General features: G+C 56.7%; 9 protein-coding genes and 5 pseudogenes. 11 read left to right on the forward strand and 3 right to left on the reverse strand.

All coding sequences use genetic code 11. The features are described from left to right. Positions 1-450 precede the first annotated feature (450 nt). The 5 genes and pseudogenes from BLT55_RS09490 to BLT55_RS33935 all read left to right on the forward strand — a co-directional run. Positions 451-966, forward strand: coding sequence for an Hcp family type VI secretion system effector (locus BLT55_RS09490; protein ID WP_055000713.1), 516 nt, complete (start codon positions 451-453; stop codon positions 964-966). A 69-nt stretch (positions 967-1,035) separates the two neighbouring features. After that, positions 1,036-3,051: pseudogene (locus tag BLT55_RS09495) on the forward strand (type VI secretion system Vgr family protein). 2 nt (positions 3,052-3,053) lie between these two features. Next, a complete protein-coding gene (locus BLT55_RS09500; protein ID WP_055000794.1) occupies positions 3,054-3,929 on the forward strand; it encodes a DUF4123 domain-containing protein in 876 nt (291 codons plus the stop codon). Further along, a pseudogene (locus tag BLT55_RS09505) lies at positions 3,926-7,323 on the forward strand (toxin VasX). The gene BLT55_RS09500 and the pseudogene BLT55_RS09505 overlap by 4 nt, the downstream one beginning before the upstream one ends. Further along, positions 7,320-7,418: pseudogene (locus BLT55_RS33935) on the forward strand (permease); the annotation flags it as partial. The pseudogenes BLT55_RS09505 and BLT55_RS33935, both read left to right, overlap by 4 nt. A gap of 235 nt (positions 7,419-7,653) precedes the next feature. Here BLT55_RS33935 and BLT55_RS09515 read toward each other — a convergent pair. Further along, positions 7,654-8,631, reverse strand: a complete 978-nt coding sequence (locus tag BLT55_RS09515; RefSeq protein ID WP_007247761.1) for an IS5 family transposase — start codon at positions 8,629-8,631, stop codon at positions 7,654-7,656. A gap of 73 nt (positions 8,632-8,704) precedes the next feature. Here BLT55_RS09515 and BLT55_RS33940 point away from each other — a divergent pair. After that, positions 8,705-9,315: pseudogene (locus tag BLT55_RS33940) on the forward strand (permease); the annotation flags it as partial. 59 nt (positions 9,316-9,374) lie between these two features. Beyond that, complete coding sequence (locus tag BLT55_RS09525; RefSeq protein ID WP_054999798.1) at positions 9,375-9,950, forward strand: GNAT family N-acetyltransferase; 576 nt, start codon at positions 9,375-9,377, stop codon at positions 9,948-9,950. A gap of 68 nt (positions 9,951-10,018) precedes the next feature. Here BLT55_RS09525 and BLT55_RS09530 read toward each other — a convergent pair whose 3' ends face one another. Next, positions 10,019-11,587 (reverse strand): TerC family protein, encoded by a 1,569-nt coding sequence (locus tag BLT55_RS09530; protein ID WP_054999797.1) that lies wholly within the window; start codon positions 11,585-11,587, stop codon positions 10,019-10,021. A gap of 657 nt (positions 11,588-12,244) precedes the next feature. Between BLT55_RS09530 and BLT55_RS09535 the strand changes: the two genes are divergently transcribed. From BLT55_RS09535 to BLT55_RS09550, 4 genes are all read left to right on the forward strand, one after another. Beyond that, complete coding sequence (locus tag BLT55_RS09535; RefSeq protein ID WP_054999796.1) at positions 12,245-12,526, forward strand: hypothetical protein; 282 nt, start codon at positions 12,245-12,247, stop codon at positions 12,524-12,526. Between the two features lie 122 nt (positions 12,527-12,648). Continuing rightward, the gene (locus tag BLT55_RS09540) at positions 12,649-12,990 is read left to right on the forward strand and encodes an FKBP-type peptidyl-prolyl cis-trans isomerase (protein ID WP_054999795.1); all 342 of its coding nucleotides are present in this window, start codon (positions 12,649-12,651) and stop codon (positions 12,988-12,990) included. Between the two features lie 154 nt (positions 12,991-13,144). After that, positions 13,145-13,372 (forward strand): hypothetical protein, encoded by a 228-nt coding sequence (locus BLT55_RS09545; RefSeq protein ID WP_054999794.1) that lies wholly within the window; start codon positions 13,145-13,147, stop codon positions 13,370-13,372. Between the two features lie 134 nt (positions 13,373-13,506). Next, on the forward strand, positions 13,507-14,469 hold the full coding sequence (locus BLT55_RS09550) for a class I SAM-dependent methyltransferase (protein WP_054999793.1): 963 nt from the start codon (positions 13,507-13,509) through the stop codon (positions 14,467-14,469). A 49-nt stretch (positions 14,470-14,518) separates the two neighbouring features. Here the strand turns inward: BLT55_RS09550 and BLT55_RS09555 are convergent. Beyond that, positions 14,519-16,138 (reverse strand): annotated as a pseudogene (locus tag BLT55_RS09555) (methyl-accepting chemotaxis protein). Positions 16,139-16,233 lie beyond the last annotated feature (95 nt).

A 16,233-nucleotide genomic window follows, 5' to 3' on the forward strand; every position in this document is an offset into this window, starting at 1 on the left:
CGCTGATTTATTCGATTTTTCGTCCCGGCAACGCTCTGGAGGCCTTGATTTATCTGGGGGCAACAGCTGGATTTTAGAATAAATCAGCGGCTACTTAAGTATCCTCTGAAAAAGCCCATTTTTTTGGAGAGGAACCGGGCTGGAGCGCCTGTATTTACTGGCTTCGACTTTTGAAGAAAAGGCTTTTTCAGACCTTCCTTAATGGAAAATCTAAGCGCACCGGAAACAGTACTCAAACCCTTCTGCGCAGAAAATGGATTTCAGCTGAGCAAGTAGCTGCGCAATTTTCTCATGAAAATCTGTAAAACCTGGTGGCGAGACGACGACCAAACTTTAAACCCTCGCAAACCTTGGCCCAGCGCAAAGCTGGCACGTTATTTGTTAAAGGATTACGGTACTGCGCATCAACATCACGTTGCGTAGTGCTTACCAATCTTCAGGAGAATGTTCATGTCAATACTTGCTTACCTGACAGTCAAAGGAAAAATTCAAGGCCTTATAACCAAGGATGCCTCTGCCAAAGAATCTGTGGGGGGTGATTATCAGGAAGATCATCGAGACGAATCGACCCTTCATGATTACCATCACGAAATGACGGTTCCTCACGATCCTCATTCAGGCAACAGCACAGGTCTACGCGTGCACAACCCCGTGCGCATCACAAAATCTTTTGACAAGGCATCACCATTGTTATTACAGGCTTTCGTCCAGGAAGAAGAGTTAGAAGAAGTGAAAATAGCCTTTTATCGCATGGCTAACGGTATCAAACAACATTATTATACGACCACCCTGAAAGACGCTAGGATTGTTGCCATTAATAAGCACACCCCTACTCGCCAAGCCGCTGAAAGATTACACCTTGAACATTTGCAAGATGTACATTTCAGTTATCGTGACATCGTAGAAACTCATGTAACTTCTAACACAGAAGGTTCCGACAAGTGGGGCAAATCAGCCCGCGGTTGATCTGTAGCTTTACCCCATCGATCTGCAGACCGATGGGGTACCCTCTTCGCCTGACAGACAGAGAAACTCATGCAGTCCGAAACGAGTCACTCGATTCGCTTTAACTTCAGCCTCGATGATATAAACCAAGACTTTCAAGTCCTTGCCTTCTCCGGCCATGAAGCCATCAACCAGCCCTTCTGCTTCACGCTGGAACTGGTCAGCGAGCGCCTGTCACTGGACCTCGAAAGCCTGCTGGGACTACCGGCTTTTTTGCAATTCGGACCCAACGACCGGGGCGTCCACGGGCTGATCGATCGTATCGCCCAAGGCGATTCCGGCACCCGTCTGATGCATTATTCGGTCACCCTGCGCCCGCGCCTGGCCCGACTTGAGCATCGCACCAACCAGCGTATTTTTCAGCACAAAACAGTGCCGCAGATCATTGCTCTAGTGCTGAAAGATCACCGATTACTGGCCGACAGTTATCAATTCCATCTCCGCGCAACTTATCCAGAACGCGAATACTGCGTGCAGTACAACGAGTCGGACCTGCACTTCCTCCAGAGATTGTGTGAAGAAGAAGGCGTGCACTATCACTTTGAACACAGCTCTTCAGCGCATAAATTAATCTTCGGCGATGACCAAACGGTGTTTCCTGAACTGGCGCCCGTGCGCTATCAGCAAAGCTCGGGGCTGGTGGAAGGTGAGCCCGTGGTCAACCACTTCCTGGAGAGACTGGAAACCCGGACCAGCCAGACCGTGCGCCGCGACTATCATTTTGAACGTCCGCGCGTGGACATGCAGGGCGCAACTTACAATGACGAAAACAACCCGCTCGAAGACTACGCTTATCCCGGCGGCTTCACCGATAAAGATCGCGGCATTCACCTGGCTAAACGGGCCCAGGAGCGCCATCGCCACGACTACCGTCAGGCCGAAGGTCAAAGCAACCAGCACAGGCTGGCCAGCGGTCATATCATGCCGTTCAGCCACCATCCCAACACAGACTGGAACGACCTCTAGCTGCTGACCGAAGTACGCCATGAAGGCCGTCAGCCGCAGGTATTGGAGGAATCTCTAGTGCCCGGCCAGCACGAGGGGAACGCTCAACAAGGCTACCGCAACACCTTTCTGGCCACACCCAAGAAGGCGCCCTACCGCCCGCCTCTGCGCCACCCAAAACCAAAGATCTTCGGCAGTCAGACCGCCGTCGTCACCGGCCTGAAAGGCCAGGAAATTCACTGCGACAGACATGGCCGAATCAAGGTGCAGTTCCATTGGGATCGCGAAGGCGCGGGCAATGACCGCAGCAGTTGCTGGCTGCGGGTCTCGTCCAGTTGGGCAGGTAATGGTTACGGCGGCATGGTCGTCCCGCGAGTCGGCATGGAAGTGCTGGTGACCTTTCTGGAAGGCGACCCCGACCGGCCATTGGTCAGCGGCTGTCTGTACCATGCAGAGCACCTGCAGCCCGGCAAATTGCCTGCGAATCAGACGCAAAGTGTCTTCAAGACCTTGAGCAGTCCGGGCGGTGGAGGATCGAACGAACTGCGTATCGAAGACCGCGCCGGGCAGGAGCATATCTATCTGCATGCCCAGCGCGACTGGAAACAGATCGTCAAGCACGACCAGACAATCAACGTCGGCCATGAGCGCCATGACCGGGTCGAAGCCAACAGCTACAGCGAATTCGGAGCTGAGGAGCACCGGACCGTTAAAGGTGCCCGGCTGACTGAAGTGAAAATGAGCGATCACCTGACGGTGGGAGGAACACGGCACATCAAGGCAACTGATGGCCTGCTGGCAGAAGCCGGGCAGGAAGTTCATATAAAAGCCGGGAACAAACTGGTCATCGAAGCAGGGCTGGAAATCACCATCAAAGTAGGTGGCACTTTTATCAAGCTGGATGCCAGTGGCGTCAAGATGATCGAGCCACAACCGGCAGGCTGCCCGGGGAACGGTTCCGGCGCCGCCCCACTGCTGCCTGGCGTGGTAACACTTGTGGATGCAGACGAACCCGGGGACCTGCTGACTCCTGCACAAACACAGACGATGAAACGCAAACCTTTTTGCGCGCGGTGCGAGCAAGTAGCTGAGGGCGGCTGACAATGAATCAGGCCAATTATCTGCTGATTGACGGCGTGTTACGACCTGATGCGATCAAACAGTTGTATCACCGCGCCGAGTCTCTCGAGATCATGCCGCTGTACCTGGGAACGCATTGGTCAGCGATCATGAATCAGGGTCCGGTGCTGGTGAAAGTCCCGGCAGAATCATCGCTGATTCGCGAATGGCTGGAGTCCGCCGCTTCACGAACTGACACCAGTATATTTTCCAGCCGTGCCGCCCTGAAAACAGTTGTCGAGCACCTGTGCCGTTTTCTGTGCCCGTTCGACCATCTCGGCAACTCAAGCCTGCTGCGCTTCGCGGATCCACTGGTGATGCATTACTGGCTATCCAGTTACAGCAATGAGCACTTGAGCCGGATATTGGGTCCCGTCGATCAACTTTGGGTGCAGCCCCCTGCTCATGCATGGCAGCACACTTCCTCCTCACTCCCGGTACCTTTTATCAACGCTCACCCGCAAAGCCCCTGGCAGCAGAATTTCGCTTTGCTGGGTGAACCGCAGTTGCACGCGCTTGACGAGTGCTATTGGTGGCTCCTCGAAGAACGTATTCATGACTGGCTTCAGACGGAGGATGCACACGCGTTCGCAAACCAGACCGAAGCTCAGATAAGCATGTGGCTCAAGCAAGCTATGAACAGCGGCCGTGATTGGGGGCTGGTCAGCGAGTACGCACTAGCGACGTGGGTAGACATCTGCCACGAATGGGGCCTGGATTTCGTAAATCTGCCGCAAAACCCTTATCAGTCATGGCAGATCAAGCACCCAGAGCTCCAGCACCTGCCTGCGGAACTGCGCATCAGCGCGTTAGCTGAATACCGTCAAAAACCCTATAAAAATAAAGGCGCCCCTGTATGACCGAAAAACACGGCACCCGCCAACAGCGACTGGCGACCCTTTTCCCCAAAACACCCGCCACGGCCACCAGCCTGTGCCCCTTCCGAGGACCCAACATCGCCATCGTGCCGGTGCGCTATGCGCTGGATCGTTCGCGTTACGACGTCGCGCCCGAAAAGCTCAAGCCACTGCCGAAAGACGGCAAGTGGACACGCCTGCCAACCTTGAAAACACGCAGCTACACCCTGCGCCAACTGTACGACGGTTACGTTTACGTGTTCGACGAAACGGCTGATACGCTGCATGAATACGCGGTCTCAGCCATCGACGGCCATCTGAGCCGCATCGTCTGGACCGACGCGCACATCGGCAGCGACCAGCGAAACGGTGCCAGCGGTGGTCAGCCCTTTCTGCTTTACCCACGCGATAACCGCCTGCACATCGCTTTTTCGCCCGTGCAGTGGACGTGGCGTCTTTGCGAGCACATGCGCTCCAACCCGCCAAGCCGCGCGCTGTGGATGAAAGCGCTGGACCTGAAACGCTACTGCATCAGCATGGCCGAGCCCGACACCCTGCCGCTGAACCGCATCGCCGAAGCAGTCGCGGATATTGACGAAGGCAAGGTGGCTGACGATGGCCGTTTTGCAGATTCGGCGATTCCGACTGTACAACCCTCATCAAGCGATGAGGTCGCGTCAGTGTTCTCACCGCTCGGCGCAGACGTTTTCTGGCGGGGCAGCGTCGACGATCAGGACAGTTCGCTGCTTATCGCCCTCGACGACCCGCTCGCGGTTTTCAACGACCTGGGCATGCAACTGGCCGCCGATCAGGCGGCTTTTCGGGAATGGCAAAGCGCGCACGAACACAAGATCCAGATCGCCCAGACCGTCACCACGCTGTGCGGCGCAGAAGGCGAACCGGAGAAACTGCCCGCCTCGGTGCGTGGCGATGCGCTGCTCACACACCAGTATTTGAGCGAGATTGAAGCTTACTTTGAGCAATGCGATTTTGAAGAGGCGCAGATCGGCGGCAACACCGTCCCCGGAGGCCTGCTGTTGCTGCCGGACGTGTTCAAGAGCCCGGACATGCGCAGGACGATTCAGGCGCGTTACGGCACAGCACGCCGACCGATCAGGGCGCGCAGGCCTGGAAAGATCGCCACAAATGGCGGCGCGAGGTCGATCTGAGCGGTGCGCGTCAGTACCTTTTGCAGCACCTGCCGACCGGAGACACACTCCTGCAACAGGTGCGCGATACGCAAAGCGATTTCCAGCACTGGGCGACCCAACTGGGCACCGAACCGCTCAAACTGTTCATCGACACCACAAATCCGAAAAGCCTGCTGTATTTGCAGTTGATCATGCTCAACCTGCAGATCATCTACGCCCAGGATGACGCGGCCACGGCCTGGCTCGCCGAGCAGGAAACCAACACCAGCAGCATGTTCGGCACCTTGCGCTATGGTTTCTCGCCCGCGCTGAAACACGCCCTGCATCAAGAAGCCGATGCACTGCTGAACGGCTTGGGCGACGTCACCAATCTGGCCACCCGGATCGGCGAACTCAACGGCGCGCTGAATCATCAGGGCTTTGCCGACAAGCCGTGGATGAAAGCGCTGAAACAGCCGGTTCAAGACACCTTCAAAGCCCTCGGCGAACTGGCTCGCGGCGCAGGCAAAGCGACACTCGAAAGCATCCTGCTGGCCTGGGTGCCCATCGACAGCCGCCTCGCGGTGGGCAAACAGCAAAACATCGTCGCACTGATTCGTACGCTGCTGATCGGCCAGGTGCTGCTCGACTCGCTGGCGCACATCGCGATCAATCAACACGTCATTACCCAATTGAAACAGTGGCTACGCCAGTGGCGGGTGCTCGACCAACAGATCCGTGATACGCGCCGCAGCTGGCAGTACCCAACTGCCTACAAATCCCGAAAAAGCATCGCGCGCGACCTGGCGGCCCATCAACAGAAACTGCGCGCGCACGAACTGAGCCTGCCCGCCCTGCTCGACTTCCAGAACAACGAGTACGCAAAACAGTTGCAGAACGAGATTCGCCAATACACCCAGACCGGCAAAGCGATAACCAAAGACTGGCTCGCCCAGGCCAAACGCTGGCTCGACAACCTGGGCGGTATTGCAGGCTCGATCACCTGGGGCGTGATCATGCTCAACTTCATCAACACTGCCCTGACGTATCGTGATCTGACCACGGATGGCGATTTCAGTGTGAAGGATATCGGCAAGGTTACTTACGGTTTGGGGTACAGCTTCAACCTGTTGATGGCGGTGTTTGTCGAGGCACCGTGGAACGTGATCAAGGATGCGAAGCCGGTACTGATCGATGGCAAGAATGTCGGGATTCTCGACAAGTCGGCGGGGTACTGGAAGGCGAAGGGCAATGTTGTATGGGGCGAAGCGATAAGTGGGTTCAGGGTTTCGATGGTGGCGATGGGGGCGTTTGGAGTGGCGGCGGCTGCGCTGGAGTTAGAAGACATTTCTGGGGACTTTGACGCCGCTAGAACATTAGAAGATAAAACCGCAATTGCTGTAAAGGGCGTCTCTGTGTTTGCAATGGGGGCAGGTTCAACAATTCAGCTGTTTGCAGGGATATTTCCTGCCAACAAACTTGCAATCACTGCAATGAGCTCATGGTTCAGTGTCGCTTTGCTGGTGGCCGGTGTTATTTATCTTATTGCTACCATGGCCTTGAATCATTTCAAGCAAGACAGTATCGGCTGGTGGTTACGTAGGTGCTGCTGGTCGAGAACTTTAGATTATCGCTACCCCGACTCTGCCAAGGGGGAGTATGAAGAAACCCGCGCACTGCTGGAGATTCAACTATCGCCTCAAGTTTATGCAAAAAGCACCGTACACTATGAAGACCGATATCTTGGTAAAGGCGATTACATGAGCGTGGCTGTGCAAAATGGCGCCGGGATACAAATACGTTTGCCGAATTTTGTACGAGGGCATTCCATACATTTCAACGTCATCAGCAGCAAACGACCATGGGGTGTATTGTCTGTAGAAAAGATAGACCGCCCACTACACGAAGACTTTCTGGACCGCGGACAATTCAAGCAGTTTGAACAGTTCGGGACGCTCACCAACACGCCGGCGGGCCTCGCGAGTGAAGACTTCACATTCCCCCGAATGCCACCTGAAAACGAAGACCTCATCTGGGAAACCTGGGTGCCGCTCGGCAAGGACGCGACGTATCTGGAGTTGCAAATCTGGTACCCGAACGCGCTGATAAATCCTGGCGAGGATGATCGAGGCTATCTGTTTCAGATGGAGCTGAGCCCAAGAGGTGATACTGAAATTGATGGTCTGGCTGCCGTGGAACTTGAAGTTAAAGCGTCCAGCAGGATGGGCACTCTGACCCTGGAAGTCGCAGAGAGTACACCGGTATGACTCAGCAAGAAAAAGCTCCGATTCTGCCGAAAGGCAAAGACATTCTGAACTGGAAAATCAAAACACTCGCAAGGTCGCCTAAGGAGACGCTGATTTATTCTAAAACCCAGCTGTTGCCCCCAGATAAATCAAGGCCTCCAGAGCGTTGCAGGGACGAAAAATCGAATAAATCAGCGCCTCCCTAAGGAGACGCTGAACAATTAACCCGTTCGCACCGTCCCCATTTCCAAGCCGGTTTTTTTCAACCTGCCGGCCTTATTTTACGTTTCTCGAGCAGATTTCTGCCCTCATTTTGCTGAAAGGCGGGCCAGTCCCGCCTTTCAGACGGATTTATCCTGCCGTCTGTTGTAAATACCGCTTGGCCAGCATCAGATTGGCCAACCCAAACAAACTGAACAACTGCGCTGTATTCTTTTCCAGCCCACGGTAGCGAACCTTGCGATGATTGAAGCGCACCTTGATTACCTGGAAGGGGTGCTCGACCTTGGCACGCAGTTGCGCCTTGGCATATTCAATTTTGCGCTTGACCCGATACAGCACGCTGCCTTCGCCGTGCTGCTTGTAACTGCTTGGCCGTTCTGCAATCGACCAGATAACGTCCCGTTCAGCATGCTCCGGTCGCTTGGCCGCACCGGTGTATCCAGCGTCACCCGAAACATAGGTTTCGTCACCGTGAAGCAACTGGCCAACCTGGGTGACATCCGCCACGTTAGCGGCCGTCCCTACTACGCTGTGCACCAGCCCCGACGTGGCGTCTACACCAATGTGGGCCTTCATCCCAAAGTGCCATTGATTGCCTTTCCTGGCCTGATGCATCTCAGGATCACGCTTGCCTTCTCGGTTCTTGACCGAGGGCGGCGCGGCGATCAGAGTAGCGTCGACGATAGTGCCTTCCTTGAGCAGCAGCCCCCGGCTGGCCAGATGCTGGTTAATCGTTTCAAACAGCAGCCGGGTTAGCTGATGGACTTCCAGCAAGCGGCGAAAACGCAGCAAGGTGGTGGCATCCGGTGCAGACTCGCGACCCAGGTCGATACCCATAAAACCGCGGATGGCCTGGCTGTCGTAGACGGCATCTTCGCAACCTTCATCGGAGAAACCGAAACACTGCTGCACGACGTACATGCGCAACATGCGCGACACCCCTATCGCAGGGCGTCCGCGCTTGCCTGCGGTGTTGCTATAAAACGGCGCCACTTGCGCCTCCAGCAGGGCCCAGGGCACCAACTGTTCAAGGTCAGCCAGGAAGCGATCTCGGCGAGTCTGCTTTTTCTTGCCGGTATATTCGAGTTCGGAGAAGGTCTTCTGCACGCGCGTAACGCTCAAGGAGAGGGAGGCTGTTGAAGGAACTTAGTGTGCCAAGGGTGGGGACAGTTGGCTATTTTTGCAGCGCCTCCCTAAAGAAATCATGATTACGCAGCTTGTATTTACCGCCCTCTATCTAATCGCGAGTTCGCTTTATATCTGGGGCGGCTGGAAACCTTTTTCAGAAACACCCCATTTGCTAGTGGGCACGCTATTAGCGCTTGCCGGTATTCTTGCCTACTTCGTAGGCCTGCTCATTCGCCAAAAAACCATCTACCACTACACCATCAAAACCGACCGAGCCTCGGTCGAGTACTACCTCCACTACCCCGACTTCGCGTCCGGCCTGTTCAAAGGCATCGCCCTGTTCGTCATCATGCTGTTCGTCTTCGTCGCCCTTCTCACCGGCTCGCTACTCTTCCTGATCGGCCCGGTCGCCATCGCGTTCATCGCCGCGCTCAAGCTACTGAACTGGGAAAACCCGATCCACCACGAACACAGCCTGCCATGGGGCGAGTACAACTTTGTCACCATCGACCGCAAGCGTATGATGATCGTCACTCACCGCACCGACATCACGCTGGGTTTCGAGGCTCGATTCAAGCACGAAGTGCTGTTCAACAAGTACTTGAATTTCCTCCACACCGTACTCCCCCAACGGCCGAATTTACCGAAAAGCCTTGGAAGTGATAACACGCTCACGCTAACGTACGGTCCATTGTTCAAGCCCACTTTCACCCAGGCCCCTCATGATCCAGATCCGCCCCATGACCCCGGAAGACTTCGACCGCTTCTGGCCCACCTTTCAGGCCATCGTCATTGCTCAGGAAACTTACGCTTACGATCCTGCGCTCACTCGCGAGCAGGCGCGTAATCTGTGGCTGACGCTGCCGCTGCACACGCTGGTTGCCGAGGAAGACGGTCAGTTGCTGGGAAGTTATTACCTCAAAGCCAATGCGGCAGGTCCGGGGGATCATGTCTGCAACTGCGGTTACATGGTGACGGACGCAGCGCGCGGTCGCGGCGTGGCACAGTTGATGTGCGAGCACTCGCAGCAACTGGCGCGGGACAGCGGCTTTCTGGCGATGCAATTCAATTCGGTGGTGGCCAGCAACGAAGTCGCGGTTGCACTGTGGGCCAAGCTGGGTTTCGAAACGGTCGGGCGCTTGCCCAAGGCTTATCGTCATGCCCGATTCGGGCTGGTGGACTGCCTGGTGATGTTCAAATGGCTGGTTGAAGCCCCCGTGGCTGCTGAACCTGCCCAAGCCAGGCTGATCGGTCGCAAGAATATCGAGTCGGTGGTGTCGCGCCCACGCCGAAAATAAGGCTGGCGCTCACATGAAAACGGGGCCTGCTCACAACACACAGGCCCCGCTTTTTTACAGCTCAGCGCTTACTTACCAGCGCTCACTTCGGGCTGTTTTTGCAGCACGACCCGTGTCACGCGGCGCTCTTCCACACCGACCACTCTCAGGTTCCAGCCCTGCCAGCTCAAGCTGTCGCCGGTAGACGGCAGGCGGTCGAGCAGGCTCATGACCAGCCCGGCGAGGGTCTGGTAATCCTCGGTCGCCTTGGCTTGGAAGCCGGTGCGCTCGCGAATCAGGCTCAGGTTCAAGGCACCCGAGACCACGAATTCATCACCCTGCACGACGATGTCGGGGCCTTCCACTTCGCTGGCATCCGGCAGCTGACCGGCGATGGATTCCAGAATGTCGGTCATGCTCAGCACGCCGATGAAATCACCGAATTCGTTGACCACAAACGCAATGTGGGTCGACTCCTTGCGCATCTGTTCCAGGGCATTGAGGATCGTGAAGCTTTCCAGCAGGTTGATCGCCTTGCGTGACATCAGCTTCAAGTCGGGCTCGTTGCCGGACAACAGCTCTTTGAACAGCTCCTTTTTGTGCACGAAACCCAGTGGCTCATCGATGCCGCGTTCGCCGATCAGGGGCAGTCGCGAGTACGACGAATGCATCAGTTTCAGGCGGATCTTCTCGGCATCGTCGTTCAGGTCGATGTAGTCGATCTCTGCCCTCGGCGTCATGACCGTGCGAATCTGACGCTCAGCCAGTTGCAGCACGCCGCTGATCATCACCCGCTCACGACGGTCGAATACCGGCTCGTTGCTTTCGCCTTCAAGCATGTCGGTGATTTCCTCATCGACATCACCGGATTCCAGTCTACGGCCACCCAACAGACGCATGACCGCATGCGCCGCACGCTCGCGGCGCGGCAGATGGCCGTGCGCCGACTTCTTGCTGCGCTTGCGGGCGATCTGGTTGAACACTTCGATGAGAATCGAGAAGCCGATCGCCGCATACAGATAGCCCTTGGGAATGTGAAAACCCAGGCCTTCGGCGGTCAGGCTGAAACCGATCATCATCAGGAAGCCCAGGCACAGCATGATCACCGTCGGGCGACTGTTGACGAACTTGGTCAGCGGCTTGCTGGCGATCATCATCAGGCCGATGGAGAAGATCACCGCGATCATCATCACCGACAGGTGTTCAACCATGCCCACCGCCGTAATCACAGCGTCCAGCGAAAACACTGCATCCAGTACGACGATCTGCGCCACGATGGGCCAGAACAGCGCATAAGCTGCGTTGCCGGCGCGCTGCGCCACATGGCCTTCGAGCCGTTCGTGCAATTCCATGGTGGCCTTGAACAACAGGAACACACCACCGAACAGCATGATCAGGTCACGCCCGGAGAAGGTTTTTTCGAAAATCTCGAACAGCGGTTCGGTCAGCGTCACCATCCACGAGATGCTCGCCAGCAGGCCAAGACGCATGATCAATGCCAGCGTAAGGCCGATAACGCGCGCCTTGTCGCGTTGTGCAGGCGGCAGTTTGTCGGCGAGGATGGCGATGAACACCAGGTTGTCGATACCCAGCACCAGTTCCAGCACGATGAGGGTCAGCAGGCCAAGCCATGCCGTAGGGTCAGCGATCCATTCCATGGCAGTTATGCAGCCTCACGGGAAAAATGGCAGAAAGTGGCTTGGGTCACTGTAGACCAGACGCTACGGCGCAACGCCAGATACGGCGTTGCAACACTGGAACGTGAGGGCCTGCCGGAATCGGTACAGTGCAAGGGACGGGGTAAATCAACGTTCGAATGAAATGGCCTGCTCAGCGAAGGGGACATCATCGGCCGGTCATAAACGATAGAAGGAGGACAACTCGGAGGCTCCTGGAGGGTATTCATACAGTCCTGAAAATCAATACGGGCACTGATCGTACAATAAGCCGATCGGTTTCGCACTTGACATAAGTATTACAAGAATTGACTGGGTCAGCGCTGTTGCTGAACGCCCCATTCACCCGCAGAGCAATCATGCAGCGACGTTTTGCCGCACGGCTAACGGCGACCAGTTGTCTGATAACAGCCTGTTTCGGGTAGAAGCGAAAAATCATTTGTTTTAAAATGTTGCCATAATGTCATGCAAGCGCAACGTCCGAGACGACCTTGAACCTCGGTTCATTTGCCCTGCCGACACGAACCATAAAAAGAAAGCTCGTCAATAGACGGGCTTTTTTCGTTTTCAGCTTTTGCATCCGATGCCATCAATGGCATCCGGGCAACCCGATTTCTTGATCTATGAGGTGACCTCCCCATGCTGCGTATCGTTGTCGTTCATTTTTTCCAGTGGCTCAAGCGCCTGTCGTCCGCGCTGTTCTTGCGCAATGCAGAGGACAACTATTCCCGCAGCTTCACACGGGAAAACGAGGACGAAGGCCGCTGGACCTTCGTGTCGATCGTCATCGTCCTGACCCTCAGCCTCTACTGCCTGGCGGGCCTGGGTTATTACGCCAAGACCAACATCTGGGACGGCTTCACCCAGGAGCAGAAAGAAAACATCGCTCAGGCCATGGTCGTCAGTTCGCAGAACCTCTGAACCGACAGTTTGTGCAGACCGAACGGGGAAGCGAACGCTTCCCCGTTTTCGTTCCGGCAACTTGTCACGGACGGTTATTTCTGCGAAAAAGCCAGCCCGTCAACCGCACTGGATAATCCGGCATGAGCAATGATCTACAGGTCGTCGATGTACACATCGGTGCTGGCAAAGCAGTGGTCAAGGGTGCGCTGATCACCACGCATTACACCGGCACGCTGCAAAACGGCACGGTGTTCGACTCTTCGCACGAGCGTGGCAAGCAGTTTCAGTGCGTGATCGGCACTGGACGCGTCATCAAAGGTTGGGACCTGGGCCTGATGGGCATGCAGGTGGGCGGCAAACGGCGGTTGTTCGTACCCGCCCATCTGGCGTATGGCGACCGCAGCATCGGGGCTCATATCAAGCCCGGTGCCGACCTGAGATTCGAAATAGAACTGCTGGAAGTGTTGACCCGCGACGACTGAATACCGTATGCGAACTAAACCTGACCGGAAAAACGCCGATATCTCTATCAATGCGCGTATCAATGCGCGGTCAGCCCGCAAGCCCGATTGCTTGTTATCGCGGAAAAAGCCATGCTCCGGGCATGGAACTTCAGGTCTTCGCACAGGAACACGTATGGCGCTCAATAAGTCGACTCAAGAGCTGAAAAAGCACTTGAATGGCACCGCAACAAACCTTGAGAACACGGCTGAAGAAATCCTCAAGCTCGCTTCGCAGATGAAAGACGTCGACGTCACGGCCATCCTGCAGATGGTCAACCGACTGTACAGCGACGCCGATCAGCTCAAAGCCTATGCCGATGAAGTCCGCGCGAAAAGAATCGTGCGCGCCAAGCCGCTCTGAACGACTGGCAATACCAGACAGCAGCACTGACAGGGTCGCCGGTGTGGATGACCCGAGTGGCGGGTGCGCAATCGCGTTTCGGCCTTAACTGAAATACGTTTACCATACGCCGCCTTTCATCACCGACCGCTGTCATGACCCCTGAAGCACTCGCGACCCTGCAACACCATCTGCTCGATGCCCTGAGCCATGTGCCGAACGAAACCCGCCGACTGTTTCACGGTCGCGGCCGCGTGTGGCCAGGGCTGGAGCACGTCACCGTCGACTGGATGCAGGGCGTGCTGCTGGTCTGCGTATTCAAGGAACCGCAGGCGTCCGAGCTGGAAGCGTTGACGCAGGTGCTGACCGGGCTGATCGACACGCCTCAGTGGCAGCATAGTCAGGCCCACACCTTGCTGTTGCAACAGCGTTATCTGCCGCAGAGCACCACGCAATGGCTGGCTGGCGAGGTCATGGACGAATGGGTGATCACTGAAAACGGCCTGCGCTACAAGGTCGATTTCGGCAAAAAGCAGAACAGCGGCCTGTTTCTCGACATGCGCTACGGGCGGGACTGGGTGCGAGCTCAGGCCAAGGGCAAGCGCATCCTCAATCTGTTCGCCTACACCTGCGGTTTCTCGGTTGCGGCCATTGCCGGGGGCGCCGACCATGTGGTGAACCTGGATATGGCGCGCGCCGCGCTGAATCGCGGTCGCGAAAACCATCGGCTCAACGATCACGATCTGAGCTGCGTGACGTTTTTAGGCCACGACCTGTTCAAATCGTGGGCCAAAGTGACTCGCTCCGGGCCGTATGACCTGATCATCATTGACCCGCCCTCCTTCCAGAAAGGCAGCTTCATGCTCGACAAGGATTACCAGCGCGTTCTGCGTCGCTTGCCGGAGCTGCTCGACGAAGACGGTACTGTGCTGGCGTGCATGAACGACCCCGCTCTGGGGCCGGATTTTCTGATCGGGCACACGGCAATCGAAGCGCCCTGCCTGCGCTTTCAGGAACGTCTGGAAAACCCTCCGGAATTCCCCGACGCCCGCGTCGACGGTGGTCTGAAAGCGCTGGTGTTCAAGGCCGAAGGCTTGAGCCGCACAGGCTGGGCGTAAACACCTGAATCTGACCGGCTCGTCGCTGACGAAGAGCCGGTCGGATTCATCAGGCACTCAGGCGCGAGATGACGTCGGTGAGACCTGCCGAAAGACCTTTCAGGTCATGACTGGCGCTCTGGGTACGTTTGACGTTGTCCTGATTGGTCACGGCGATGGCCGTGATTTCAGTCAGATTGCGCGAAATGTCTTCAGCCACGGAGGTCTGCTCCTCGGCGGCGGTCGCGATCTGCCGGTTCATGTCGCGGATGTTTTCCACCGCCACGGTGATGCGTTGCAGGGTCGCTCCGGCGTGCGTGACTTGCTCGACGCTTTCCTCGCTGCGCGCCTGACCGCCCTGAATGGCCTGCACCGCATCAGAAGCACCGGTCTGCACTGAACTGATGATCTGGTTGATCTCGGCGGTGGAGACGGCGGTACGCTGCGCCAGCGTACGGACTTCATCGGCCACTACGGCAAAGCCACGCCCAGCTTCACCCGCACGTGCCGCTTCGATGGCCGCGTTGAGCGCCAGCAGATTGGTCTGATCAGCGATGCCGCGGATCACTTCCAGTACCTTGCCGATGCGCCCGCTGTCGGTTTCCAGCCGCTGAATGACATCGGCCGTCGAAGAAATCTCGTTGCGCATGCGGGTGATGGTGGCGATGGTCGATTGCATGACCTTCTCGCCATCCTGAGCGCTCTGATCAGCTTCATCTGCCGCGCGTGCGGCGTGTGCCGCATGTCGGGCAACTTCCTGAGCCGTGGCGGACATTTCGGTCATGGCAGTGGCCACCTGGTCGGTACGTTCAAACTGCTCATGAGTGCCCTGCGCCATCAGCTCGGCAATCGCATTCAACTCGCCGCCCGCAGTGTCCAGGTCGCTGGTGCTGCGCTTCAAGCGACTGAACGTATCAGCCAGGAAATCACGCAGGGTATTGGCGGCAACCGCCAGACGCCCGAGTTCGTCCTGCCGGATGACCTCGACACGCGCGCCGAACTTGCCTTCACTCAGCTGGGCGACGTATTCGATAAGCATGCGGATCGGCGCGATCAGGTTGCGGTTGACCATCCACAGCGCCAGCAGCCCTACCAGCAGCGCAGACACCAGCATCACCACAGCGCCGATCAGGACAGTCCGTTCAGCTTCATTGCTGATCACAATGGATTGCGCGTCGCTGGACGTGTGTAACTGGTCAACCAGACCGGCCATCTGCTCACTGGTCGGACGGTCGACGCCTTTGACCGCTGCGTCACCTGCGGCAGCATCGCCGCCTGCCGCGATAAAGGCATCACGGCCGGTGCGGTAAGCCGTGCCCAGCGTCAGATGCGCCTGTTGCAGCGTCTGCACCTGGCTTTTCAGCGATGCATCAGTGCCTTTCATATCGGCGAGCTGGCCCAGCGTGCCCTGCACTTTGCGCTCCTGCTCTTCGAACTGCCCCCAGTATTTGTCGCGCTCGGCAGGCGTCTTTCCGCGCAGCAAGACGTTTTTCCATTCCTGAACCTGGATCTTGAATTGCAGATTGGCGTCGTCGACCAACTGAGACGCGCGAACCGGGCCGCTCAGAAGGCTGCGGTAGGCTTGCACGTTATCGGAGAGGAAGTTGAATCAGGCCAGTGCAATGATCAACACAAGCACCAGACTACCGCCAAGCAAACCAAGAATTTGGAGCCTAAGGGATTTGAACATCACGACGATCTCTGAAGACAAAGAGGTATGCGTCAGCGCGCATAACATGACAGGCCTCATCCCTTACGATCGTTCTGGAAACCGGAGTCGTATGG

Source organism: Pseudomonas cannabina (assembly GCF_900100365.1).
GTDB classification, from domain to species: Bacteria; Pseudomonadota; Gammaproteobacteria; order Pseudomonadales; family Pseudomonadaceae; genus Aquipseudomonas; species Aquipseudomonas cannabina.

Coding starts and splice junctions, on each gene's coding strand:
- BLT55_RS09500 (WP_055000794.1), top strand. CDS start 3,054: ATGAATCAGGCCAATTATCTGCTGATTGACGGCGTGTTACGACCTGAT.
- BLT55_RS09535 (WP_054999796.1), top strand. CDS start 12,245: ATGCTGCGTATCGTTGTCGTTCATTTTTTCCAGTGGCTCAAGCGCCTG.
- BLT55_RS09550 (WP_054999793.1), top strand. CDS start 13,507: ATGACCCCTGAAGCACTCGCGACCCTGCAACACCATCTGCTCGATGCC.
- BLT55_RS09530 (WP_054999797.1), bottom strand. CDS start 11,587: ATGGAATGGATCGCTGACCCTACGGCATGGCTTGGCCTGCTGACCCTC.
- BLT55_RS09490 (WP_055000713.1), top strand. CDS start 451: ATGTCAATACTTGCTTACCTGACAGTCAAAGGAAAAATTCAAGGCCTT.
- BLT55_RS09525 (WP_054999798.1), top strand. CDS start 9,375: ATGATCCAGATCCGCCCCATGACCCCGGAAGACTTCGACCGCTTCTGG.
- BLT55_RS09540 (WP_054999795.1), top strand. CDS start 12,649: ATGAGCAATGATCTACAGGTCGTCGATGTACACATCGGTGCTGGCAAA.
- BLT55_RS09545 (WP_054999794.1), top strand. CDS start 13,145: ATGGCGCTCAATAAGTCGACTCAAGAGCTGAAAAAGCACTTGAATGGC.